This window comes from Streptomyces sp. NPDC104202, assembly GCF_055584185.1.
The window spans coordinates 16,288-40,129 of record NZ_JBVJMN010000069.1; the positions used below are offsets into that span (position 1 = coordinate 16,288).

The window sequence follows — 23,842 nt, forward strand, 5'->3', positions numbered from 1 at the left end:
CGACGACATGAGACGCACCATGACCTCTCCGCACCCGGCTTCCCGTCTCCCCCGCGCAGCGCGCACGGGCCTCGGCCGGGCGGCCGCCGCGCTCCTGGCCGCCGCCTCGCTGACCGGCTGCGGGCAGGAGGCGGCGCCGGCGCGGGCCGCCGCCGTGACGGAGTTCAACGAGAACGGCGTGACCGTCCGGCTGAGCGTGGCCGACTGGAAGTCCGACGCGGGCACGCTGGTCGCCACGTTCACGCCCGACGAAGCCGGCTTCCACCTCTACAGCACCTCGCTGCCCGCCGACGGCGTGGAAGGGGTGGGACGGCCGACCGCGCTCCGTCCCGTCGGTTCGGTCGCCACCGCCGGTGAGATGACGGTGGACAAGCCGGTCAAGAGCATCACGGTGCCGGGTGTGCGCGCCGCCGTGCCGGTCTACCCCGACGGCCCCGTCACGGTCACGCTGCCGATCCGGGCGACCGGTCCGGGCGCGGCGAAGGTGCTGATCGGCTACGCGAGCTGCAGTTCGACCGAGGGGTGTACGATCCCGGTGGCCGACCGGCCGGTGTCCCTGCGCACCGGCGAGGACGGCCTGTCGTTCGCCGCCTCCTGACGGCCCGTCGTCGCGGATCACGGGGCCGGTGACGCGTACGCCCCTCCCCGGAGGAGCCGTACCGGGAGAGCCTCCGGCGGCCCGGCCGACCGGACTCCGGAACCCGAACCCCCACCGTGGCGCTGGGCGCACGGCTACCCGTTGGAGCGCTGCACCCGTGAACCGAGGGCCCCGAAGACGCCGTGCCGAGTCCGCGGCCTCACGGTGAGGCGCTCCCTCGCGGGGGTGGCCCTCGCCGTCACGTCGATGGTGGCGCTGTCGTTCCTGATCCCGCTGGGGCTGCTGGTGATGTCGCTCGCCCGTGAGCAGAGCATCACGGCCGCCGAGCAGAGCGCGGCGGCGATGGCGCCGATCCTGGCGCTCACCACGGACGCGGCCGAGCTGCGCGAGGCGGGGGCGGGACTGCGGGCGGCCGAGCACATGGTCATCCACCTGCCGGACCACAGCACGGTCGGCGGCGCGGGGCACGCGCCGCCGGAACTGCTGGGCCGGGCCGAGGAGGAACGCGAGTCCATCTCGCGGGACGTGCCCGGCGGCTGGATCTACCTGCAGCCGGTGATCCTGCCCCAGGACCGGGTCGCGGTGGTGGAGAACTTCGTGCCCGACGACGACCTGACGCGCGGTGTCGTCCTGTCGTGGAGCGTCATGGCCGGTCTCGCGGTCGTCCTGCTCGGCGGCTCCGTCCTCGTCGCCGACCGCCTCGGCTCCGCCGTCGTCACGGCGGCGAAGCGACTGGCCGAGGCGTCGCGCCGGCTCGGCACGGGCAGCCTCGACACCCGCGTCCAGCCCAAGGGGCCGCCGGAGCTCAAGGAGGCGGGCACGGCCTTCAACACCATGGCCGACCGCATGACGGACCTGCTCGCCGTCGAGCGGGAACTGGTCGCGGACCTGTCCCACCGGCTGCGCACCCCGCTGACCGCGCTGCACCTGGCGGTCGAGCGGATCGCGCCGAGCGCCGACACCGGGCGCATCCGGACGGCCGTCGCCGAGCTGGAGCGGGAGCTCAACGCGATCATCGCCGAGGCGCGTACGCCGCTCTCGGTCGGCCCGATGGGCCGGGCGCTGCGGGGCGAGGACTCCGCCGACGGGCCAGGGGACGGCGGGGACCACTGCGAGGTGGCCGACGTCGTCCGGCGGCGGGCCGCCTTCTGGGCCGTGCTGGCGGGGCAGCAGGACCGTCCCTGCGCGCTGCAGATCACGGACGAGACGACCCCCGTCCACCTGCCCGAAGCGGACATCACGGCCGTCGTGGACGCGCTCGTGGGCAATGTCTTCCGGTACACCTCCCGGGGCACGGCCCTGGAGGTGTCCGTGTGCCGCACCGCCCACACCGTGGAACTGACCGTCCACGACGCCGGTCCCGGCATCGCCGACCCGGACGGCGCCCTCGCCCGCGGCGGGAGTACGGGCTCCACAGGTCTCGGGCTCGACATCACCCGCCGCGCTGCCCTCGCCGCCCGGGGCTCCGTCCGCATCACGCGCGGCCCCCTGGGCGGTGCCCGGGTGTCGGTCACGTTCCAGCTGTCGACGGCCCCGGCGCCGGGGCGTCCGCGCTCGCGCCGCCGGGGCCGGAGGGCGAGCGCGGCCAGGACCGCGCCGGGCACGGCGGGCGACTGACGGGCCCCGGGGCCCGCCGGAGTCCGGCGGGCTCAGGCGGCGGGCGTACGGGATGCGGACTCAGTGCGGGGACGCGCGGAGGCCGACTCCATCGGCGGGCATGCGAGGTGCGGGCGAGGAGTCGGCCTGCGAGCTGCGCGTGGGGAGTCAGCCGGCGGACGGCGTCACGAAGACGCGTTCCAGGAGGGCGGACAGGGAGTCCCGGTCCTCGGCGCTCAGCCCCTCCAGGCCCTCGCGCGTGGTGTGCATCTTCGCGCGGATCGCGTCGGTGACGCGCTCGCCCTCGGCGGTGAGGATGACGTTCTTGACGCGCCGGTCGGCGGCGTCGGGCTCACGGCGCACCAGGCCGCGCTTCTCCAGCCGGTCGATGATCCCGGTCATGTTGGAGGCGTCGCAGGTCATGGTCTCGGCCAGGGAGCGCATCGCGGCGGGTCCCCGGCGCAGCACGGTCAGGGCCTTGCCCTGGCTCGCCGTGAGGTTCTCGCTCGCCGCCGCGACGGTGAAATCGCCGTAGTAGACGCCGAGGGAGACGGAGAGCAGCTCCATGAGCTGGGCCGTGTCGACGCGGGGAGCTTCTGTCATGGGACCACTTTAGCCGGAGATACTTGACTACCTCAAGGAACGGGCTCTACGGTCGCCCTATTGCATGAAGTTATCAAGCATCAAGGTAGTCAAGTAGTTGCCCCGAGGAGCGTCCCTGTGACCGTCACCGCGTCCCCCACCTCCCGTGCGGCCGAGATCCTTTCCCGGCCCGTCACGCTGAACGGCCTGACCGTCCCGAACCGCATCGCCATGGCACCGATGACGCGCATGTTCTCCCCCGGCGGCATCCCCGGCGAGGACGTGCGGTCGTACTACGCCCGCCGCGCCGCCGCCGGTGTCGGCCTGATCGTCACCGAGGGCACCTACGTCGGCCACGACTCGGCCGGGCAGAGCGACCGCGTGCCGCGGTTCCACGGGGAGGAGCAGCTCGCCGGCTGGGCGAAGGTCGCCGAGGACGTGCACGCGGCGGGCGGCACGATCGTGCCCCAGCTCTGGCACATCGGCATGGTGCGCAAGCAGGGCCAGGCTCCCTACGCCGACGCCCCGGCGATGGGCCCCTCCGGCATCCGCACCGACGGGACCGAGGGCACGGGCAAGGCCATGACCCAGGGCGACCTGGACGACGTCATCGGCGCCTTCGCCGAGGCCGCGGCCGCCGCCGAGCGCATCGGCTTCGACGGCGTCGAGCTGCACGGCGCGCACGGCTACCTCCTGGACCAGTTCCTGTGGGCGGGGACGAACCGCCGCACCGACGCCTACGGCGGCGACCCGGTGGCCCGCACGAAGTTCGCGGCCGAGATCGTGGCGGCCGTGCGCGCGTCCGTCTCGTCCGACTTCCCGGTGATCTTCCGCTACTCGCAGTGGAAGCAGGACGCGTACGACGCGCGGCTCGCCGAGACGCCGCAGGAGCTGGAGGCGATCCTCGCCCCGCTCTCCGCCGCCGGCGTCGACGTCTTCCACGCCTCCACCCGCCGTCACTGGATCCCCGAGTTCGAGGACTCGGACCTCAACCTCGCGGGCTGGACGAAGAAGCTCACCGGCAAGCCCACCATCACCGTCGGCTCGGTCGGCCTCGACGGCGACTTCCTCCACGCCTTCGCCGGCCAGGGCGCCCCGGTCCAGGGCATCGACGACCTCCTCGACCGCCTGGAGCGCGACGAGTTCGACATGGTCGCCATCGGCCGCGCGCTGCTCCAGGACCCGGAGTGGGCGGCGAAGGTCCTCGCCGGACGCACCGACGAGCTCAAGCCGTACGACGCGGCCGCGGTGCAGACCCTGAGCTAGGGGGTTTCTCGCCGGGCAGGGGCAGGCCGTCCCCAGGGCGTCGGCCGCCCCTGCCCGGCGCCGGTCTCAAGGAAAGCGCGCGACGTAGCGGCGCTGCCAGGGCGTCTCGACGGCGCGGGGGGCGTAGTGCTCACGGACGTAGGCCACGGCCTCGTCGCGGGGTACCCCGTCGAGCACGGCGAGGCACGCCAGCGCGGTGCCGGTCCGCCCCCGCCCGCCGGCGCAGGCGACCTCGACGCGCTCGCCCTCGGCACGCGCCCACGCCTCGCGCAGCGCGTCGGCGGTCGCGGCGCGATCGGACGGCAGCCGGAAGTCCGGCCAGCGGAGCCAGCGGCTCTCCCAGTCGACCGGGGGCGGCCGGTGGCCGAGCAGGTACAGCGCGAAGGTGGGCCGCGCACCCGGCGGAATGGGCCGGCGCAGCCCCCGGCCGCGGACGAGCCGGCCCGAGGGCAGCCGCAGTACACCCGCCTCGGTGGGTTCCCATACAGCAGTCATGGGGCGAGCGTAGTCCGGTGCACCGCACGAAGGGGCCGGCGAGCGGCTTCGGACGGGGCGGCCACCGGCCCGGCGCCGGGCCACGCCGGGCGCGCTGTTCCGGCGCGGTGGGAGGCGGGACGTACACCCCCTCCCGGGCACGCCGTCTACGCTCGGCGCATGCGGCGCGACGAGGTCACCGGGGACGACGGCACATGGACGGGACTGTCCCTGGACGTCGACGGCCACCCCCGCCCCGGGCTGTGCGTCTTCACCGCGGGACGGCGGCTGTTGCTCTCCCAGCAGGGACGGCCGGTGCTGCTCGCCGTCGTGGAGGAGCAGCTCGACGGGGTCGACTTCCGGCGCGGTGACGCGTACCGCTCCCCCGTCCCCCCGTTGCGCGCCGACGAGGCGCGCACGCGGGCGGGCGTGCCGCAGCGGTGGGCCCACCGCTTCGCCCGGCACCTCGTCGACTCGCCGGACGGCCCCCTGCACGAGGGGCGTTGGCTGTTGTCGCGCGACGGTCCGCTCCTCCGCGGTCGCGACGCCGCCACCTCGCACGCCGAGCACTGGGGCTCGCTGCTCGTCGACGGGCATCCGGCCGGATACGTCGAATGGTTCCTCCACTCCCACTCCTGGGAGGTCCTGCCGCTGCGGCCGATGCCAGGTCCCGACGACGGGCGGGTCAAGGCGTACCGCAAGCAGGCGCGGGACGGGACGCTTCCTCCCGTGCTGTTGTGGTGGGTCAGCGGTCTCGACTGCCACGTGATCCTGGACGGGCACGCGCGGCTCGCCGCGGCGCTCTCCGCGTCCGTCGAGCCACCGCTGCTGTACCTGCACCGCACGGCGCCGCGCGACGCCCTGACCGCGGGCGTCGACGAGGCCGCCGACGCCTACGCGTCCGAACTGGCGCGCTTCGCCGGCCTGCGCGCCGGTCACGGCCCCGGCGTACCGGACGGCGCCGCCTCCGCCGGCCCGGCGCTCGTCCGCGCCCTGAACGAGCTGACCACCGGGCGCCGGCCGACCTGGGCGTGGCCGCTGCCCGGCGGTGAGGGAGAGTGGGAGCGCATCGCCCGTGACGTGACGGCCGGCCGGGAGTGGCGCCGCTTCTGACCCCACGGGCCGCTCGGTCCGGCCGTCGTGACCGCACGTCCGAAGCGGCGGGCGCTCCTCCACGGCCGGCGAGCCTCGCGCGCACGCGGGTCTCGCCGGCGTCCGCCGTCATCTCAGCGGCGTGCGGTGGAGGTTGACCAGGAGGCGCCAGACCCGTTCGGCGATCTGCGCGGGCGTCGCCTCGATCAGTCCGTGGAGCCAGTCGGCCAGGACGCCCGCGAAGGCGGCGGCCACGGCCGAGGCGACCAGGTCGGGTTCGGGGGCGCCCGCGAGGGCGCGTTCGGTACGGCTGCGGTCGCGCAGCTCGTGGTGGAGGACGAGGCCGAGCGGTCCGCTGCCGCCGGGGCGCAGCAGTTCCCGGTAGAGAGCCGTGTGCGGGGCGATCCGCTCGAAGAAGGCGGGCAGCGCGGGGGGCGGGGTGGTGGGGTCGGGCGTGCCCCGCCAGGCGTGCAGCGCGTCCACGGCCTCGCGCACGACGTCGGCGCAGGCGTCGACGGCGAGCGCCTCCAGGTCGGTGTAGTGGAGGTAGAAGGTCGCACGCCCCACTCCGGCCCGGCGCACCAGCGTCGCGACGCTGACCTGTGCGAGCGGCCGGTCGGCGCACTCGTCCAGGAGCGCCTGGCGCAGCCGTGCCCGGGTGCGCGCCACCCTGGGGTCCTCCGGTACGGGGATCACCGTGCGAGCAGGACGGCGCCGAGCGCGATCGCGCCGGGCAGGGCCTGGGCGACCAGGATGCGGCGGTTGGCGGTGAGTCCGCCGTACAGCCCAGCGACGACCACGCACGAGAGGAAGAAGACCTTGGCCTGGAATCCGGTCGGGTCCGCGGCGATCAGCGCCCACACGAGTCCGGCGGCGAGGAAGCCGTTGTAGAGCCCCTGGTTCGCGGCGAGCGGCGCGGTGGCGCGGGCGAGCGGGGCGTCGAAGCCGGACAGCTTCCGTCCCGGCCGCTTCTCCCACAGGAACATCTCCAAAACCAGGATGTAGGCGTGCAGGGCTGCCACCAGCCCTGTCAGCACGTTCGCGGTGGTCTCCATCAGTGGTGCACCCTTCGAGAGATACTGGACATGCGTCCAGAATACCTGGACATGTGTCCATGAAGTCTCCGGGGTTCCGGTCCGTCGGGAGAGCGCGCCGCGCGAGCCGGAGAAGCGCCGCATGGATCTGGGAGGCGCGGGAAGCCGCTGACGGTGCGGGAGAAGGAGGCGAGGGTCATGGCGAAGAGCTCTTCCGGCGGACGGGGCCTGTCCAAGGGCGACAAGGTGTCCTGGCGCAGCCACGGGCACCGGACGACCGGCACGGTGGAGAAGAAGATCACCGGCCGCACGAAGGAGGCCGGCCGCACGGTCGACGCGTCCCCCGACGAGCCGCAGTACCGGGTGAGGAGCGACGCCTCCGGCCGGTCGGCGGTCCACAAGGCATCCGCTCTGAGGAAGAACGGGTAGGGGCCCGCCACGACCGACGACGACCGGCACGGGTTCCGCGACGGCGCCCGGCGGTCACCGGTCGGCCGGCCGTCGGACGGGGAAGCCCTGCTCCCCTGCCCGCCGTCCCGAAGCGGACCGGCGAGCAGGGGCCGCGCGGGGCTCAGGAGCAGAGCGCGCCGTTCAGGGTGAAGCGGGTGGGGATCGCGTTCGTCCCGGAGTACGTGGCCTGGAATCCGAAGGAGGCACTGGCGCCGGGGGCGAGAGCGCCGTTCCACCCGGCGTCCCGGGCGGTCGCGGTGGCGCCCGACTGGCTCACCGTCGCGTTCCAGGCGCTGGTGATCGCCTGGTCACCGGGGAAGCCCCACCCGAGGGTCCAGCCGGAGATCGCCGAGGTCCCGGTGTTCTTCACGGTCACGGTGGCCGTGAAGCCGTTGCCCCAGGCGTTGTCGACGCGATAGGTCACCGCGCAGGACGCCGAGGGCGGCGCCGTGTCGTCGTCGGCCTCCGTCGCCGTGAACGTCGCCGCGCCCACGCCGGAACCGCCGACGGAGAACGTGGCGCTGCCGGCAAGCGCGTCGGCGTCCTGCGCCGCGGACACCGGGACCTGCCGAGCGGTGGCCCAGTCGGCGGGGGTGAAGACGAGCGTCGCCCCCGGGGCCACGGCGAGGTCCGGGTCGCCCGCCGTGCGGGCCACCGTCACGGTGACGTTCTGCGCCGGGGCGGCCGACAGCCTGACGGCGACGGGGGCCGAGCCGCCCTCCGGGACGGTCACGGCGGTGGGTGTCACCTGGACCGCGGGCGCCGCGGGGGTGCCCTGCCGCTCCGCGGCGAAGGCCGCCAGCCACGCCAGCGAGGAGTTCCAGTTGATCGCGACCTCGTTGGTGGAGTACGAGCCGATGTCGTCGAGGTAACAGGCCGCCGGGGCGCAGCCGTTCAGCCGCTCCTTGGCCACCGGGTCGTCGAGCCCGGCGTTCGGTCCGCCGGCGAAGGAACCGGCGGGAGGGTGCGGCAGGGAGGCGTCGTTCTGGTGGGCCCAGAAGCGGTGGTGCTGGTTCTCGGAGGCCCGCTCGCCGTAGCCGGTGACGTAGGAGCGGTCGAGGGCGTTGCGTCCGAGGAGATAGTCCAGGGACTCCAGGGCGCCCGCGCGGTAACTCTGCCGGCCGGTGATCTCGTAGGCGACGGCCAGCATGACGGCGTTGTTGGAGACGGCACTGTTGGAGCCCCAGCCGTAGCCCGTGGCGGGGAGCGGCACCGCGTACCCGCCGGCCGCCATGGTGGACAGGTGGCCGTCGGCGGCGGCGGTCAGCAGGCCGCGGACGCGGGTCAGGTCGTCGGCCGGCAGGGCCACGCCGGGGACGGTGGCGAGGGTGATGCGCCCGAGGGAGGCGGTGCCGCCCCACCAGAACGCGTCGGCGGGCTTGGTGTGGTGCGGGGAGGAGGTCACCGCGTCGCGGTACTGCGCCTCGCCGGTGGTGGCGAGCAGTTCGGCCGCGGCCCAGTAGAACTCGTCCGAGACGTCGGCGTCCTCGTACGCCCCGCCGCCGGCGTTGTCGGACGCAGGAGCGAGCACGTTCGGGCCGGCCTTGGCGGCCGTCCAGGCCCGGCGTGCCGCGTCCAGACACCTGGCTGCGAACGCGGAGTCGTACGGCGCGTACACCCGGGCGCACTGTGCGGCCGTGGCCGCGAGGTTCAACGTGGCGGCGGTGGACGGACGGTGCAACTCGCGCTGCTTGTCGTCCAGTTCGGGCCGCGTCGGCAGACCGGTCCACTCGGCGTCGTGCATCTTGTGGAACGCCATGCCGGCCGACGGCTTGCCCGCCGGGACCTGCATCCGCATCAGGAAGTCCAGCTCCCAGCGGGCCTCGTCCAGCACGTCCGGGACCCCGTTGCCGCGCTCGGGCACGCGCAGGGTCGAGTCGCCGAGGGCGGCGTCGCCACCCGAACGGCGGGCTCGCTCGAAGGAGTTGACGAGCTGCCAGGTCGCGATGCCGCCGTTGACGACGTACTTGCCCTGGTCGCCGGCGTCGTACCAGCCGCCGCGGACGTCCAGCCGGTAGTCGCACACCCCGGCCTGGCAGGGCACGCTGGTGTCGCCCTTGTTCGGCGCCACGCCCAGGTGGCCGGCGGGGCGGGCGTACGCACCACCCGCCAGTCCGGCGTCGATCGCGATGCCGCTGCGCTGCTGGTAGAAGAACGACAGGGTGTCGGCGCGCATGCCGTCGTACAACGCGGCGGAGACGTCGAACGGGTGACTGGCCTGCCCTCCGACGACCAGGGTGAAGCCCGGCCCGGTGCCGGTGAAGCCGGTGAAGTCCACCAGGTGCGTCGACTGGCCGGACGCCTGGTCGGCGCCCTTCACCGTCGTCGCACCCGACGCGACCTGCGCGCCCGAGGCGTCGCGCAACTGCCAGGCGAGCGGGGCGGTGGCCGTGCTGATCAGGGTGGCGCGTTTCGGCCCGTCGGGCAGATAGCCCAGCTGGTTGACGCGGACGGGGAAGTCGGCGGGTGCCGCGAGGGCCACGCCGGCGGCCCCGCCGGCGAAGTCCGCCGCGGACGCGGTGGCGGTGAGGGCACCGGCGGCCAGAGCGAGGCCGGTGAGCACGGCGGCCACGCGGCGGTGGGCGCCGCGGAAGATGACGGTTGGCAAGGGTGGGGGCCTTCCACGCATGGGAACGGATGGATGGGAGCGCTCCCATCCGCCATGAAGCCAGCTTTGTACGTGTCCCGTCAAGAGAGCGGTCGGCAAAGGCTGCCGATCCGGGGACAGCTGATGACGAAGCGCGGTCCCAAGGTCGCGGTCGACCGGCGGCCGGTCGCCGGTCTCCGCGGGCCGCTGACCAGCGACCGCCTACCGCCTACCGCCGCGAACTCCCCACGGCTCCCGCCGCACCCCCCGCTACGGCCCCGGGGTCACGGCCGGGGCGCCGGCAGGGCGCCGGCGACGACGGCGCTCACCATGCGGCGGAGCCCGTCGACCCGAGGCGGCTCGGCGGACCGGTCGGCGAACAGTGCCGTCGAGGGGCCCGGCGGCCATGCCACGCTCCGGTACACGACGGTCGCGGTCACCGCGGTCCGCGTCCCACGCCCTGACCGTCCCGCACCGCACGCGGACAGGGCGACCGCCCCGCACCGGTGTCAGGACCGGGGCGGGGCGGTCACATGACCCAGGGTCCGCGGCAGGGGAAACGACCGCGAGCCTGGGTCCAGAGGCAGTCCCATTGCGCTCCGAGGCTCCGCCTACCCCCGTCGTCCCCACCCACACACGCCCTGCGGAAGATTTCTCCCGCACGGCCTTCGAGACGGCGCGGGGGCTCCGAGAGGGATCATGCCTCCGCGACGGAGCGGGGATGCCGGCGGGCGGCGGCCCACCGCCGGTGCACGGCCCTCAGAAGGCGTAGCGCACGCGCAGCCACGGCGCGCGGGCCGCGACGAGGCGGGACATCTCCTCCACGGCCCGGGCCTTGGTCTCGTTGCGGTAGCGGACGTTCCAGCTGCCGTTCTCGGAGCGCTTCGGCTGCTGGATCTCCGGTCGCCACAGGACCTCCTCCGCGCGGGGGTGCCAGCCGAGGTTGACCTGGTGCAGGTCCTCGTTGTGGGTGAGCAGGATGATCTCCGCCGCCGCCTGGTCCTTCACCCGCCGCGGGAGCGTGTCGTCCATGGCGCGGAGCAGTTCGTCCCACGCCTGGATCCAGGCCGGCCGGATCACCACCGGGGAGAGGTTGAAGTGGACCTCGTAGCCGGCGTCGAGGAAGTCCGCCGCGGCGGCGACGCGCTCCGGAACCGGGCTCGTCCGGATGTCGAGGAGCTTGGAGTCGTCGGGCGGCATGACCGAGAACCGGATCCTGGTACGGCCCCTCGGATCGAGCAGGAGCAGATCCGGATTGACGAACTTGGTGGCGAAGGACGCCTTGGCGGTGGGCCAGTGCCGGAAGGCGCGGATCAGGTCGGCCGTGTTGTCGCTGACGAGGTCGTCGACCGAGCAGTCGCCGTTCTCGCCGATGTCGTACACCCAGGCGTCGGCGTCGCACTGGTTGGGTTCCCTCTTCCGGCCCGCCGCCGCGATGTGCCGTCCCAGGCTGCCCAGGACCCGGTCGACGTTGGTGAAGACGGTGAGGGGATTGGCGTACCCCTTCCGGCGCGGGACGTAGCAGTACGCGCAGGCCATGGCGCAGCCGTTGGAGAGGCCCGGGGCGATCCAGTCGGCGGACCGGCCGTTGGGCCGTACGCCGACGGACTTGCGCTCGCCCAGGACGAGGACCTCCCGCTTGGTCCGCACCCACCGCGCCACGTTCCCCTCGTTGCCGTGCAGGTGCGGAATGCGCCAGTGGGAGTCCGTCGCGACGAGGCGGGCGTCGGGGAAGCGGGCGATGATCTGCCGCCCGCGCCACGATTCCGCGGCGGCGGGTTCCGCGTGGATCTCCGTGATGTCCAGCAGCCTGCGCGCCTCGGGGCCGTCGCGGAACGACCTGCCGCCCGTGGCGTCGGCGGGCTCGGCGGCGGCCATGAGGTCGCCCATGCTGAAGAGCCCGTCCGCGTCGTCGCCCGCGCTTCCCGTGTTCCGCCTCATGCCCAGCCACTGCCCCGTCTCCGCCGCCGGTTACCGGCCCGCGGCCGAGGGTCGGCCGCTCGCGGACGAGGGCCCAGTCTACGGAGCGGCCCGGACGATCGACGGCCCGTCGGGGGGGCGCGCGTCCCGCGGCGGGCTCAGACCGTCCGGGCGAGCAGCATGATCCCCATCGCGAGCATCGTGACGGCCACCAGGGCGTCGAGGACGCGCCAGGCGGCGGGGCGGGCCAGGACGCCGCCGAGGAGCCGGGCGCCGTAGCCGAGGCCGGCGAACCACGTGAGGCTGGCGAGCATGGCGCCGAGGCCGAAGACCCAGCGCAGCGAGCCGCGGTCCGCGGCGACCGAGCCGAGCAGCAGGACGGTGTCCAGGTAGACGTGCGGGTTGAGCCAGGTCATGGCGAGGCAGGTGAGCACCGCGGCCCGTACGGTTCCGGCGGCCGTGCCCCCGGTCGCGAGGGCGTCTCCGGCGGGGCGCAGGACGCGGCGGGCGGCGAGGACGCCGTAGCAGACGAGGAAGCCGCCGCCCGCGAGGCCGACGACGGTCAGGCCGGCGGGCCAGGCGGTGACCACGGCGCCGAGTCCGGCCACGCCGAGGGCGATGAGGAGTGCGTCGGAGACGGCGCAGATGCCGACCACCGCGAGGACCGCCTGACGGCGCACCCCCTGGCGGAGGACGAAGGCGTTCTGCGCGCCGATGGCCACGATGAGGGAGAGACCCGTACCGAACCCGGCCGTGGCCGCCGGGAAGATGCCGCTGTTCATGGGTCGGACGATAAGGACCACGCGGACCATCAGTACAGATAAAGATTCTTACCCGACTTAAGCTGTGCTGATGACCGAGCTCCCTCACGACCAGGTGCGCACGCTGCTGGCCGTCATCGACGAAGGCACCTTCGACGCCGCGGCCGCGGCCCTGCACCTGACGCCGTCCGCGGTCAGCCAGCGGGTCAAGGCCCTGGAGCAGCGCACCGGGCGGGTACTGCTGATGCGGACGAAACCGGTGCGGCCGACGGAGTCCGGGCAGGTGGTCGTGCGCTTCGCGCGCCGGATGGCCGCCCTGGAGCGGGACGCGCGGACGGAGCTGGGCATCACGGACGCGACCGGCCCGGCCCGGCTGCCCATCGCCGTGAACGCCGACTCCCTGGCGACCTGGTTCCTGCCGGCCCTCACGCGCGTGCCGCAGAGCCCCCCGATCTGCTTCGAGCTGCACCGCGAGGACGAGGCCCACACCGCGCAGCTGCTGCGCGAGGGGCAGGTGATGGCGGCGGTCACGTCCTCCGCGGAGCCCGTGGCGGGCTGCACCGTCCGCCGTCTCGGGCTGGCGCGGTACCTGCCGGCGGCCACGCCGGACTTCGTGGAACGCCACCTGACGGACGGGCCCGTGGAGCGCCGCCTGCCCGACGCTCCGGTCGTCGTCTTCGACCGGCGTGACGAACTGCAGGACCGGTTCCTCCGCTCCCTCGCCCCGGACGGCCCGGGCGCCGGTCCGTTCCGGCACTACGTCCCCACGTCCGAGGGTTTCCGCGACGCCGTCGCGGCCGGTCTCGGCTGGGGCCTGGTCCCGGAGCCGCAGGCGGAGCCCCTGCTGCGGGCCGGCGCTCTCGTGGAGGTGCTGCCGGGGACCCATCTGGACGTTCCCCTGTACTGGCAGCAGTGGAAGCTCGACGTGCCGTCACTCGCCCTTGTGGCGGAGATCGTCGTCGCGGCGGCGGCCGCGTCGCTCCACCAGCAGCGCCCGTGACGCGCCGACGCCGCCGGCGGAGCCCGTCGTACGGCTCACATGGCGCGGGAGATCCACCGCAGGAGCGCGACGTGGGTGGTGCGGTCCACCTCGGACAGCGCCTGGATGGCGTCGCGGTCGTCCGGGTGGGGCGCGATGCCCGCCGTGGTGAGCGCGGCGTGGAGCTCGATGCGGCGGCTGTCGGCCGCGGTGAGCCGCGTGGAGCGGCGAGCGGGGGGCTCGGTCACGGGCTGGGGGCGGTCACCGCGGGTCGCGGCGCCGCGCTCCGTCGGATCGGGCTCCGGGGCGTCGTCGTCGAGCGCGGCGGGGAAGCGGTACGGGTCGAGGTCCCGCAGAGCGGCGGATCCGGTGATGAAAGCCTGAAAACCAGTCACGTGAGTGCCTCCTCGGTCGTCATGCTGTTGCAGAGGACGACTCCGGTGCGTTGCGGGCAGTTGCGGTGCGCGACGAAGGCCACTCGAATGTCCCCTACGGCATCTCGTCACAAGAGCGATGAACCCACCGGTCCGTACGGCCTGCGGGAAGGCGGCCACCGCGCCCCGCTCCCCTGCACGACGGCTCGCGCGAGTGCACGACCGCTCGCGCGAGGGCGGCGGAAGGCACGGCCTCGCCGCGCCTCCCTCACGGGGCGCAAACACGCCGGGGTGGCTCCCCTCGCCGCGGAGCGGCGCCCGGGCGACGGCGACAGCGCGCACGCGCGGGCCTACGCTGAAGTCATGCACGGCGCGTCGACGGTGCGGGTCCACGGAGTCCAGGTGGCGTACGACCGCGTGGGTGAAGGGCCGCTCGTCGTGTTCCTGCACGGGGCGGCGGACAACGCCCGGTTCTGGAAACCCCAACTCGACGCGCTGGCCGACGCGTTCACGCTCGTGGCCTGGGACGAGCCAGGAGCGGGCCGGTCATCGGACCTGCCGCCGTCGTTCGGGCTCGAGGACTACGCCCGTTGTCTCGCCGGGGTCGTGGAGTCCCTCGGGCTCGGTCCGGCCCACGTCGTCGGTCTGTCGTGGGGCGGGACGGTCGCCCTGGAGTTCCACCACCGGCATCCGGACCTCGTGCGGACACTGGTCCTCGCCGACACCTATGCGGGGTGGCGGGGCTCCCTGCCGGATGCGGAGGTACGGGCCCGTGTGGACGGCGCGCGCCTGATGACGGCCGCGCCGCCCGGCGCGTTCGATCCGACGCTGCCGGGGCTGTTCGCCGGGGAGCCGCCCGCCTCCTGCGTCCCGCTGCTGGCGGCGATGGCCGCCGACGTCCGCCCGCGGACCCTGCGGGCCCAGTTGTCCCTCATGGCCGAGACCGACCAGAGCGCGCTGCTCCCCGCCGTCGCCGTGCCCACCCTGCTGTTGTGGGGCGAGAAGGACGTGCGCTCGCCCCTGGCCGTGGCGCACCGGTTCGAGGAAGCGGTCCCCGGAGCCGAGTTGGTCGTGATCCCGGACGCGGGGCACCTGAGCAGTCTGGAGCGGCCGGAGGAGTTCAACCGCGCCGTGCGCGGCTTCTGGCGGGCGCACTCGTGATCGGGGCGCGGGCACGCGTCGCGGCGCAGGCCCGCGGACGGTCCCGGCCCGCCGAGGTGCGTCGCGCGACGACGGGGGTCAGATTGGAGGTATCCGACCCGCCGGGCGGTGACGTCCGGGGCGGGCAGACGTCGGAGGAGCGTGTCATGACGACCCACCCGTGGGCCAGGCTGTTCAGCGCCGTCGACGCAGTCGTCGCGCCGGGGCCGTGTGCGGCGCGACGACCGGTCAGGGACTGACGTCGGGGTGCGGCGGTCGTGACGCTGGAGGCGGCGGAGGCCGGACGGCCGCGGATGGTGCTGGTCGTCGGCGTGGCCGGGTCGGGCAAGTCGACGGTGGGGCGGCTGCTCGCGGAGTGGCTGAGCTGGGCGTACCGGGACGCGGACGAGTTCCACTCGGACGCGGCCCTGGCGCGGATGGCGGCCGGTCGTCCGCTCACGGACGACGACCGGAGGCCGTGGCTGGCGGCGATCAAGGGGTGGATGGACCGGGTGATCGCGGACGGCGGGCACGCCGTCGTCACCTGCTCGGCGCTCAGACGCGCGTACCGGGACGAGCTGCTGGCCGGGCGCCCCGAGGTACTGCTGGTGTACCTGCACGGCTCGCGTGAACTGCTGAGGGCCCGGCTGGCCGCCCGGGGCGGGCACTTCTTCCCTGCCGACCTCCTCGACAGCCAGCTCGCGGACCTCGAGGAGCCGGGGCCCGACGAGCACGCGTATGTGGTGGAGATCGACCGGTCACCGGAGGAGGTCGTCGCGGCGGTGCTGTCGCGGCTGCCCGGGGCGGACGCGGCCGGCGGTGCCGGCGCCGGGGCCCCGGCCGTCCGGGGCAGGCCCCCCGCGCCCTCCAGCCCCACGGGTGCCTCGTGGCGGCTGGTCCGGGGCGCCCAGAGCGCGGCCGTGGTGCAGTGCGGCGCCGCCCTGCGCGAGTACACCGTGGGCGGTCGCCCCGTGCTGGACGGCTTCTCCGCGGAGTCCGCCGTCACCGGCGGACGCGGGCAGCTGCTCGTCCCCTGGCCGAACCGCGTGGGCGACGGGCGGTACCGCTTCGACGGCAGGCGACTCCAACTGCCGCTGTCCGAGGCGGAGAAGGGGAACGCGATCCACGGCCTGCTCCGCTGGACGCTGTGGACGCCGCTCGCGCGGACCGACGACTCGGTACTGCTCGGCACGACGCTCTGTCCCCAGCCGGGATATCCGTTCCTCCTCGACGTCCGCGTCGAGTACCGGCTGGGACCGGACGGGCTCAGCACGGCGGTCCGGGCGGTCAACACCGGCACACGGACGGCGCCGTACGGCGTGGGCCAGCACCCCTATCTGACGGTCGGCACCGACCTCGTCGACAGCGCCGTGCTGACGGTGCCCGCCCGGTACCTGCTCCGGACCGACGCGCGCGGCCTCCCCGTGGGCAGGGAGCCCGTCGAGGGGACCCCGTACGACTTCCGTACGGCCCGCCCGATCGGCGATCTTCCGCTGGACACCCCGTTCACCGGCCTCGGCCGCCGTCCCGACGGGCGGGCCGTCGTGCGGCTGGCGCACCCGTCCGGGCAGCACGGGGTCGACCTGTGGCTGGGCGAGGGAACCCGCTGGGTGCAGGTGTACACGGGGGACACCCTTCCCGAGGCCGAACGGCGGCGCGGTGTCGCCGTCGAGCCGATGTCGTGTCCACCGGACGCCTTCCGCAGCGGCACCGACCTCACCGTCCTGCCGCCGGGCGGGACGCACGTGCTGCGGTGGGGTCTGAGCCCCTGGGGGTACGCGTGACGGCGGGCGCGGACCCGGCGGCGTCCGGCGACATGTCCGCGCGGGAGTTCCGGGAGCTGTACGAACAGCTGCGGAGTCGGGCGGCCCGCCGGAGGTGACGGGGCGGTGCGGTGCGATGCGCCATCTGACGCCCGAAGCGGGGGGACGATCTCCCCTTCGAACGTCATGCTGCCGCGTACGCAGCGCAGCATGCGGACGAGACGGTGCCGGCCCGTCGCGGTCCCGCCGGTCACCGGCATGAAGTCGACGACCTCGCCCGCCCCGTCCTCGGTCATGAACCGGGTGACCAGGACGGCGGTGTCCGGGTGGTGGAGCTGTTCGGTGGTGTACGAGCCGGCGGCCGGCCGCACGGTGAAGCGACCGCCTGCGCCAGTCGAGCAGGGCGCCGAAGACGCTGGGCGAGTCGAACCGCGGACAGCAGAACCAGTCGATCGTCGCGTCGGTGGTCACCAGGGCCGCGGTCTGCAGATCGCCGATGAGGCCGTGGTCCTCGATCAGGGGATAGTCGTCCATCGTCGTCGACCCCTTTCAGCCCCGGTCGACCGCGCGCGGCGCACCCACGCACCGCGGTCGAGGCGTACCGGACGCACCCGATCAGCTCAGGCCGCCGGCGCGGCCTCGTCCTGACGGCCCAATCGCCCCAGGTGACGGCGGCGCCGCCACGGCGCGGGCGGGGTACCGCCCTACCGTGGGGTGGTGACGGACCCGGCGGGTGCGGGGCCGTCGTCCCGTGTGTCCGACGAGCACCCGACTCCCGGGTGAGGGGGCGTGGCGTGGCTGCGATGACGTCCTGGGCCACCAGGTTCCGCGTGCGCCAGTACGTCATGGCGAGCCTGTGGATCGTGCCGATGATCGGGCTCGTGCTCGGCATCCTCCTCGCGGAGCTCGCCCTGCGGGCGGACGGGACGGACTGGCTGCCCGGGGACTGGCGCTACTCCGCCACGACCGCGAGCGGCGTCCTGACCGCCATCGTGGGCGCGATGGTGGCGCTGCTGGGGTTCGTCGTCACCATCGGCGTCCTGGTGGTGCAGCAGGCCACGGGCACCCTCTCGCCGCGGTACATGCGGCTCTGGTACCGGGACCGGCTGCAGAAGGGGGTTCTGGCGACCTTCACGGGCACGTTCGCGTTCGCGTTCGCGCTGCTGCGGGAGATCGAGTCCGACTCGGTTCCCGACACGGGGGTCACCCTGGCCGGTGTGGCGGTGGGCGTCAGCCTGGTGCTGCTGCTCGTGTACCTCAACCGCTTCACCCACAATCTGCGGCCGGTGGCCATCGCGGAGCTGGTCGAGCGCATGGGCGAGGCCGTCTTCACCGAGGGCGTGGCGGAGATCCGGGGCGCCGCGGCCTCCGATGGCGCCTCCGTGCCGTCCGACGGCCTGGTCACGCCCGTCCGGGCCGCCGAGGGGGGCGTCCTCCAGGCCGTGGACGTGGCCGGGCTCGTCGCCGAGGCGACGCGTCACGACTGCGTCTTCGTCCTGCCCCGGCTGATCGGGGACTCCGTGCCGGCGGGCGCCGTGCTGGTGGAGGTGCACGGCAGGGCGGGCGGGCCGTCCGGACCCGACCCGGCGCGGGTGGCCGGGCTCATCGCGCTGGGCGGGGAACGCACGATCGAGCAGGACCCGGCCTTCGCCCTGAGGGTGCTGGTCGACATCGCCATCCGGGCGCTGTCCCCGGCGGTGAACGACCCCACGACCGCGGTCCAGGTGCTCAACGCCGTCGAGTCGTTCCTGCATCTGGTCGGCAGGACGCCGCTTCCCGGTCGGTACGTGCTGGCCGACGCGCGGGGGAAGGCCCGGCTCGTGCTGCAGGGGCGCGACTGGGACGGCTACCTCCAGCTCGCCGTCTGCGAGATCACGGAGTACGGCGGCTCGTCGGTACAGATCTGCCGCAGGCTCCGGGCCATGCTGGAGGGGCTGCTCACGGAGCTGCCGCCGTCGCGGCATCCCTCGGTGCGGGTCCATCTGGACATCCTGCGGGATTCGGTGGAGCGGTCCTTCCCCGATCCCGCCCGCCGGGCCATCGCGCAGCGCGCCGATCGCCAGGGCATCGGGGGCCAGCCCTTCTCCTGACGCGCGCGGTGACGCGCGGGCGGGCGCGCGGCCGGGAGAGGGGCCGGGAGAGGGGCGCGGGCCGCTTCAGGGGTGTGCGGCCAGGTCGTGTCCCGTGACGGCGCGGGCGTAGGCGTACAGGGCCGTGATCACCTCGGCGCGGGAGCGACGGCCGGCGAGGATCTCCATCTGGTAGCCGTCCTCCAGAGCGACGAAGCTGGCCGCGAGGAGGCGCGGCGGGTCCTGCAGCGTGAAGTGCCCCTGGGCCTGGCCCAGGACGAGGATCCCCGAGTAGACGGCGATCTGGCGCTCCGTCAGGGCGCTGTCGAGCGCTGCCGCCTTGGCATCGCGCAGGCAGCGGGGCCAGTACTCGAACAGCAGCCGGGTCAGGGTGTCGTCGGGCCCCTCGGCGACGCCCTTGTCGATGCACGCCTCGAGTTGCCGACGCGCGTCGGAGAAGTGCTGCGCGGCCCGCTCCCGCTCCTGGCTGTAACGCTCGATGGCCTGCTGGTAGGCCGTGTGGACCAGGGCGTCGAGGTCTCCGTAGTAGAGCACGGCGGCGGGCGTGACGCCCGCCTCCTCCGCGACGTCGCGCAGGCGCAGCCCTTCCAGACCCCGCGCCACCAGGGCGCGTTCCACCGCCTTCCCGAGCTCGGCCCGACGGGCCTCCTTGCTGCTGCCCTTCCGTGCGGCCACTCCCACCCTCTCCTCTACACCTTTCAACAGAATTTAACGATAGCCCGTCTTCTATTGACCTGCCAGCGACCCATGTCTTAAATCTGCGTTTAACAAACTGCGACTCACGGAGGCACCATGCGCAATCCGACGGACGTCCAGGCCGGAACCGGGCCGGAGCCGGCCCCGGACAAAGGGCTCCGCGGGGGATCGGTGGGCCTGCTCGCCTCCGTGACCCTCGGTCTCTCGTGCGTGGCGCCGGCCTACAGCATCGCCGTCACCCTCGGCTTCGTGACGCTGACGGTGGGGGACCTCGCCCCGGCCGCGCTGCTGCTGGGATTCGTCCCCATCCTGCTCACCGCCTTCGCCTTCCGTGAGCTGAACCGCGCGATGCCGGACTGCGGCACCACCTTCGTGTGGACGACGCGGGCGTTCGGCCCGTCGGCCGGATGGCTCACCGGCGGCTGGGTGGTCCAGGCGGCCACGGCGCTCGCCATGACGGCCCTCTCCCAGGTCGGCGCCGCCTACCTGCTCCGGCTGCTCGGCCTTCGCTCGCTCGCGGACAGCACGCCCGCCGTGACCCTCACCGCGCTGGCCCTGATGGCGGCGGTGACCTCGATCGCCTACCGGGGCCTTCAGCTCTCGGCATCCGTCCAGTACGCCCTGCTCGGACTGCAACTGGCCGCCCTGCTGGGCTTCGGGGCCGCCGCCTTCGCCCGCCCCGAGTCCACAGGACCGTCGCTGGACCGGCTCGACCCCTTCGCCTTCTCCGGGTTCGGCCCGTTCGCCGAAGCGGTGATGCTGTGCCTCTTCATCTACTGGGGCTGGGACGCGCTCATCACCGCCAACGAGGAGACGCGCGACGGAGAGCGCGTCGCCGGTCAGGCAGCCGTCATCTCCACCCTCGTGCTGCTGGGCACCTACCTGTTCACCGCCTTCGCGGCCATCGGTTTCGCCGGCACCGGCACCACCGGGACCGGTCTGGGCAACCCCGAGAACGCGGCCGACGTCCTCTCCACGCTCGCCACGCCGGTCCTCGGCCCGACCCTCGGGAAGGCGATGGAGCTGGCCGTGTGCGTCTCCGCGGTCTCCGCCCTGCTCACCAGCCTCGTCGGCTCCTCGCGCGGCACCCTGTCGATGGCCTCCCACGGCGCCCTGCCCGCCGCCTTCGCCCGCGTCCACCCCCGCCACCGCACCCCCGGCTTCGGAACCCTCTTCGCCGGCGGGACCGCGGCCTGCCTGCTGGTCCTGCTCACCGCCGTCTCCACCGACTTCCTCGGCGACGCCATCCTCTGCATCGGACTGCTGATCGCCTGCTACTACGGCACCACGGCCCTCGCCTGCGTCTGGCACTTCCGGGGACGGCTGCTCGACTCGCCCCGCGATCTGCTGCTCCGCGGCGTCCTGCCCCTGCTCGGCGGAGTGACCATGCTGGCCGCCTTCGGCCGCAGCGCGCACGACATGTACGACCCGTCCTACGGCAGCACCTCCTTCCACGGCGTCGGCGGGGTCTTCCTCCTCGGCGCCGGATCCCTCGCCGCCGGGGCCGTCGCCCTGGCCGTCGCCCGCACCCGCTTCCCCCGTTTCTTCCGCCACGGCCGCTCCACGGTCGCCGTACTCACCACCGTCGAGGACTGACACGCCCATGCGTACGCTCGCCATCGCCGCCCTCCAGACCACCCCCGTCCCCCACGACCTCGAAGCGAGCTGGCGGCGCTACGCCGACCAGGTCCGTACGACACGCGCCCTGTTCCCGCACGTCCGCCTGGTCGTCGTACCCGAACTGCTGCTCGCGGCGGAGGGCGCGCTGCTCCAGTCGGCCGCCGACGACTGGATCGAACGGGCCGCCGTCACCATCCCCGGGCCGCTCACCGACCGGATCTCCGCCCTTGCCGTCGAGACCGGGCTGTGGCTGGTACCGGGAAGCGTGTACGAACGGGCAGCGGACGGCCGCATCCACAACACCGCCCTCGCCGTCTCGCCGGAGGGCGAGATCGTCGCCCGCTACCGCAAGCTGTTCCCGTGGCAGCCGTACGAGAAGTCCGTCCCGGGCGACGCGTTCACGGTGTTCGACATACCCGGCGTCGGCCGGGTGGGCCTGGCCGTCTGCTACGACGGTTCGTTCCCCGAGACGGTCCGCCAGCTGGCCTGGCTGGGGGCGGAGGTCGTCCTCCAGCCCACGCTCACCCCCACGCGCGACCGGGAGATGGAACTCGTCTGCGCCCGCGCCAACGCCTGGACCAACCAGGTCTACGTCGTCAACGTGAACGCCGCCGATCCCGCAGGCGTCGGGCAGAGCACCGTCGTCGACCCCGAGGGCACCGTGCGCCAGCAGGCCGGCCCCGGGGAGGAGATCCTCGTCGACGTCCTCGACCTCGACGCCGTCACCCGGGTCCGCAGATACGGCTCCACCGGACTCAACCGCCCGTGGAGCCAGATCGCCCGCCACGGCGAGACGCTCAAGCTCCCGATGTACGGCGGCGGCGGCATCCGCACCCCGGAGTGGCTCGAGGACGAGAGCCTCTGAGCCTCAGGGTCCGTCGAGAGGCCCCACGGAGACACCCCACCCCCGCCGCCCGCCACCGCCGGTCCTCACCGCGGCGGCGGGCGGCGGCACATGCGTTCCGATCCATGGACGACGGCACTCGAAAGCCCGGCGGCGACCTCTTGACGCGTCCGCTTCCCCGAGGCCGCCCCTCGCGCACATTTGTCGTCAAGACTTCACCTCAACAATCAGCAAGAACCAACTGCCGTGCTGTGTAGCGGCCTTGTGGGTTCAAGGCGTGAATGCTCGACGTCTTGACGCGTCTGGTTCAGACCTTTACTTTCGTCGCTCAGAAAGTCGAAGGGTGTTCATGTCCATGAACGACGCCTTCGGTCCAGCGCTCCTCCGGCACCACGTCGCACCGACGTGCCGCCCCCACCCGAGAGGAACCTCATGCAACGAACCCGTCTGCCCGTCACCCTGGCGGCGCTCGCGCTCGCCGCCGGCGGACTCACCGTCGCGACCGCTCCCGCCGAGGCCGCCGCCGGGCGGATCACCGGAATCGGAGGCAAGTGCGTCGACGTCGCGGGGGGCGACCCCGCCGACGGCACGGCCGTCCAGATCTACGACTGCAACGGCACGGCCGCCCAGAGCTGGGACGTGGGCGCCGACGGCACGATCAAGGCGCTCGGCAAGTGCCTGGACGTCGCCTCCGGCGGCACCGCCGACGGAACGACCGTGCGGCTCTGGGCGTGCAACGGCTCCGCGGCGCAGCGATGGACGGTGACCGCGGCCCGCGACATCGTCAACCCGCAGGCGGACAAGTGTCTGGACGCCACGGGGAACAGCTCGGCCAACGGCACCCGCCTGCAGATATGGACGTGCACCGGAGCGGCGAACCAGAAGTGGACCGCACCCCCTGCCGGTGGCACGGGGCCGGCGCCCGGCGGCGCCATGGCCGTGGCCCCGTACCTCTACAACGGCTGGGGCAGTCCGCCGAGCCCGACGACGGTCATGAACGCCACCGGCGTCACGTGGTTCACCCTCGCCTTCGTCCTCAGCAACGGCTACTGCAACCCGCAGTGGGACGGCGGCCGTCCGCTCCTCGGCGGCGTCGACCAGCAGACCGTGAACACGGTCCGGGCCGCCGGCGGCGACGTCATCCCCTCCTTCGGGGGATGGAGCGGCAACAAGCTGGAGAGCTCCTGCTCCAGCGCGGGCGAACTCGCCGCCGCGTACCAGAAGGTGATCAACGCGTACGGTCTCAAGGCCATCGACATCGACATCGAGGCCGCCGCGTACGACAGCCCCACCGTCCAGCAGCGCACGGTGGACGCGCTGCGGACCGTCAAGGCGGCCAACCCGGGCCTGAAGGTCTACGTCACCTTCGGCACCGGTCAGAACGGGCCCGACACCGGTCTGATCAACCGGGCCGCCGCCGCGGGCCTCACCGTCGACAGCTGGACCATCATGCCGTTCAACTTCGGCGGCAACGGCCAGAACATGGGGGCCCTCACCGTCCGCGCGGCCGAGGGGCTCAAGACCGCCGTGAAGAACGCGTACGGCTACAGCGACGACCAGGCCTACCGGCACACCGGCATCTCCTCGATGAACGGCGTCACGGACGTGGGCGAGACCATCACCCAGGCCGACTTCCGCACGATCCTGGCCTACGCGCAGCAGCGGCACCTCGCCCGGCTGACGTTCTGGTCCGTCAACCGCGACCGGCCGTGCTCCGGAGGCGGCGCCGACACCTGCTCCGGCATCGGACAGCAGGCATGGGAGTTCACCCGGATCCTCGCGGCCTACGACGGCTGACCCGGCCCCTCAGCCCGACCCCGCGTACCCGCCCCCGGACCGACCGGCCCGCGTCCCCGCCCCCGGACCGACCGCCCCGCGGTCCCCGCCCCCGGACCGACCGGCCCGGGGGGGGGGGGGGGGGGGAGGGGGGGGAGGGGTAGAGGAGGGCGTGGGGCGAGGGATGAGATGCGGGGAGG

22 protein-coding genes and 1 pseudogene are annotated in these 23,842 nt (G+C 73.8%); 12 read left to right on the top strand and 11 right to left on the bottom strand.

Annotation, left to right across the window (positions count from 1 at the left end; genetic code table 11):
• Window positions 1-19: 19 nt before the first annotated feature.
• Window positions 20-598, top strand: a complete 579-nt coding sequence (locus ACZ60W_RS31975) for a hypothetical protein (RefSeq protein ID WP_469758893.1) — start codon at window positions 20-22, stop codon at window positions 596-598.
• A gap of 204 nt (window positions 599-802) precedes the next feature.
• Window positions 803-2,215 (top strand): HAMP domain-containing sensor histidine kinase, encoded by a 1,413-nt coding sequence (locus tag ACZ60W_RS31980; RefSeq protein WP_469758894.1) that lies wholly within the window; start codon window positions 803-805, stop codon window positions 2,213-2,215.
• A gap of 147 nt (window positions 2,216-2,362) precedes the next feature.
• On the opposite strand, the gene ACZ60W_RS31985 is transcribed toward ACZ60W_RS31980, so the two are convergent.
• The gene (locus ACZ60W_RS31985; protein ID WP_469758895.1) at window positions 2,363-2,797 is read right to left on the bottom strand and encodes a MarR family winged helix-turn-helix transcriptional regulator; all 435 of its coding nucleotides are present in this window, start codon (window positions 2,795-2,797) and stop codon (window positions 2,363-2,365) included.
• 117 nt (window positions 2,798-2,914) lie between these two features.
• Between ACZ60W_RS31985 and ACZ60W_RS31990 the strand changes: the two genes are divergently transcribed.
• Window positions 2,915-4,042 carry an NADH:flavin oxidoreductase gene (locus tag ACZ60W_RS31990; RefSeq protein WP_469758896.1) on the top strand — a complete coding sequence of 376 codons (1,128 nt, stop codon included), beginning with the start codon at window positions 2,915-2,917 and terminating at the stop codon, window positions 4,040-4,042.
• A gap of 66 nt (window positions 4,043-4,108) precedes the next feature.
• Here ACZ60W_RS31990 and ACZ60W_RS31995 read toward each other — a convergent pair whose 3' ends face one another.
• Window positions 4,109-4,537 carry a protein-tyrosine phosphatase family protein gene (locus tag ACZ60W_RS31995; protein ID WP_469758897.1) on the bottom strand — a complete coding sequence of 143 codons (429 nt, stop codon included), beginning with the start codon at window positions 4,535-4,537 and terminating at the stop codon, window positions 4,109-4,111.
• Between the two features lie 159 nt (window positions 4,538-4,696).
• On the opposite strand from ACZ60W_RS31995, the gene ACZ60W_RS32000 reads away from it, so the two are divergent.
• Window positions 4,697-5,629 carry a hypothetical protein gene (locus ACZ60W_RS32000; protein ID WP_469758898.1) on the top strand — a complete coding sequence of 311 codons (933 nt, stop codon included), beginning with the start codon at window positions 4,697-4,699 and terminating at the stop codon, window positions 5,627-5,629.
• Window positions 5,630-5,737: 108 nt separating this feature from the next.
• On the opposite strand, the gene ACZ60W_RS32005 is transcribed toward ACZ60W_RS32000, so the two are convergent.
• Window positions 5,738-6,304, bottom strand: a complete 567-nt coding sequence (locus ACZ60W_RS32005) for a TetR/AcrR family transcriptional regulator (protein WP_469758899.1) — start codon at window positions 6,302-6,304, stop codon at window positions 5,738-5,740.
• Window positions 6,301-6,663: a DUF1304 domain-containing protein gene (locus ACZ60W_RS32010; protein WP_469758900.1), complete on the bottom strand. Its 363-nt coding sequence runs from the start codon at window positions 6,661-6,663 to the stop codon at window positions 6,301-6,303. The genes ACZ60W_RS32005 and ACZ60W_RS32010 overlap by 4 nt, the downstream gene beginning before the upstream one ends.
• 177 nt (window positions 6,664-6,840) lie before the next feature.
• On the opposite strand from ACZ60W_RS32010, the gene ACZ60W_RS32015 reads away from it, so the two are divergent.
• Window positions 6,841-7,071, top strand: coding sequence for a hypervirulence associated TUDOR domain-containing protein (locus ACZ60W_RS32015; RefSeq protein WP_469758901.1), 231 nt, complete (start codon window positions 6,841-6,843; stop codon window positions 7,069-7,071).
• Between the two features lie 142 nt (window positions 7,072-7,213).
• Here the strand turns inward: ACZ60W_RS32015 and ACZ60W_RS32020 are convergent, their stop codons facing one another.
• From ACZ60W_RS32020 to ACZ60W_RS32035, 4 genes are all read right to left on the bottom strand, one after another.
• Window positions 7,214-9,700 carry a glycoside hydrolase family 9 protein gene (locus ACZ60W_RS32020; RefSeq protein ID WP_469758902.1) on the bottom strand — a complete coding sequence of 829 codons (2,487 nt, stop codon included), beginning with the start codon at window positions 9,698-9,700 and terminating at the stop codon, window positions 7,214-7,216.
• Window positions 9,701-9,963: 263 nt separating this feature from the next.
• Entirely contained in the window at window positions 9,964-10,119 is a 156-nt protein-coding gene (locus tag ACZ60W_RS32025) for a hypothetical protein (protein ID WP_469758903.1), read from the bottom strand.
• A gap of 319 nt (window positions 10,120-10,438) precedes the next feature.
• Window positions 10,439-11,620, bottom strand: coding sequence for a spore photoproduct lyase family protein (locus tag ACZ60W_RS32030; RefSeq protein WP_469758904.1), 1,182 nt, complete (start codon window positions 11,618-11,620; stop codon window positions 10,439-10,441).
• A gap of 137 nt (window positions 11,621-11,757) precedes the next feature.
• A complete protein-coding gene (locus ACZ60W_RS32035; RefSeq protein ID WP_469758905.1) occupies window positions 11,758-12,381 on the bottom strand; it encodes a LysE/ArgO family amino acid transporter in 624 nt (207 codons plus the stop codon).
• A gap of 70 nt (window positions 12,382-12,451) precedes the next feature.
• Here ACZ60W_RS32035 and ACZ60W_RS32040 point away from each other — a divergent pair, with 70 nt between their 5' ends.
• A complete protein-coding gene (locus ACZ60W_RS32040; protein ID WP_469758906.1) occupies window positions 12,452-13,360 on the top strand; it encodes a LysR family transcriptional regulator ArgP in 909 nt (302 codons plus the stop codon).
• A 35-nt stretch (window positions 13,361-13,395) separates the two neighbouring features.
• On the opposite strand, the gene ACZ60W_RS32045 is transcribed toward ACZ60W_RS32040, so the two are convergent.
• Window positions 13,396-13,734, bottom strand: coding sequence for a hypothetical protein (locus ACZ60W_RS32045; RefSeq protein WP_469758907.1), 339 nt, complete (start codon window positions 13,732-13,734; stop codon window positions 13,396-13,398).
• A 342-nt stretch (window positions 13,735-14,076) separates the two neighbouring features.
• Between ACZ60W_RS32045 and ACZ60W_RS32050 the strand changes: the two genes are divergently transcribed.
• Both ACZ60W_RS32050 and ACZ60W_RS32055 read left to right on the top strand, forming a co-directional pair.
• Window positions 14,077-14,874, top strand: coding sequence for an alpha/beta fold hydrolase (locus tag ACZ60W_RS32050; protein ID WP_469758908.1), 798 nt, complete (start codon window positions 14,077-14,079; stop codon window positions 14,872-14,874).
• A gap of 257 nt (window positions 14,875-15,131) precedes the next feature.
• Window positions 15,132-16,637, top strand: a complete 1,506-nt coding sequence (locus ACZ60W_RS32055) for a gluconokinase, GntK/IdnK-type (RefSeq protein ID WP_469758909.1) — start codon at window positions 15,132-15,134, stop codon at window positions 16,635-16,637.
• Between the two features lie 432 nt (window positions 16,638-17,069).
• Here ACZ60W_RS32055 and ACZ60W_RS32060 read toward each other — a convergent pair.
• Window positions 17,070-17,150 (bottom strand): annotated as a pseudogene (locus ACZ60W_RS32060) (hypothetical protein); the annotation flags it as partial.
• A gap of 269 nt (window positions 17,151-17,419) precedes the next feature.
• Between ACZ60W_RS32060 and ACZ60W_RS32065 the strand changes: the two are divergent.
• The gene (locus tag ACZ60W_RS32065) at window positions 17,420-18,706 is read left to right on the top strand and encodes a DUF2254 domain-containing protein (protein ID WP_469758914.1); all 1,287 of its coding nucleotides are present in this window, start codon (window positions 17,420-17,422) and stop codon (window positions 18,704-18,706) included.
• Window positions 18,707-18,772: 66 nt separating this feature from the next.
• On the opposite strand, the gene ACZ60W_RS32070 is transcribed toward ACZ60W_RS32065, so the two are convergent.
• On the bottom strand, window positions 18,773-19,381 hold the full coding sequence (locus ACZ60W_RS32070) for a TetR/AcrR family transcriptional regulator (RefSeq protein ID WP_469758910.1): 609 nt from the start codon (window positions 19,379-19,381) through the stop codon (window positions 18,773-18,775).
• Window positions 19,382-19,498: 117 nt separating this feature from the next.
• Here ACZ60W_RS32070 and ACZ60W_RS32075 point away from each other — a divergent pair, with 117 nt between their 5' ends.
• The 3 genes from ACZ60W_RS32075 to ACZ60W_RS32085 all read left to right on the top strand — a co-directional run bounded on the left by ACZ60W_RS32075 (window position 19,499) and on the right by ACZ60W_RS32085 (window position 23,663).
• Complete coding sequence (locus tag ACZ60W_RS32075; RefSeq protein WP_469758911.1) at window positions 19,499-20,998, top strand: APC family permease; 1,500 nt, start codon at window positions 19,499-19,501, stop codon at window positions 20,996-20,998.
• Between the two features lie 7 nt (window positions 20,999-21,005).
• The gene (locus ACZ60W_RS32080; protein WP_469758912.1) at window positions 21,006-21,887 is read left to right on the top strand and encodes a carbon-nitrogen hydrolase family protein; all 882 of its coding nucleotides are present in this window, start codon (window positions 21,006-21,008) and stop codon (window positions 21,885-21,887) included.
• Between the two features lie 411 nt (window positions 21,888-22,298).
• A complete protein-coding gene (locus ACZ60W_RS32085; protein WP_469758913.1) occupies window positions 22,299-23,663 on the top strand; it encodes a ricin-type beta-trefoil lectin domain protein in 1,365 nt (454 codons plus the stop codon).
• Window positions 23,664-23,842 lie beyond the last annotated feature (179 nt).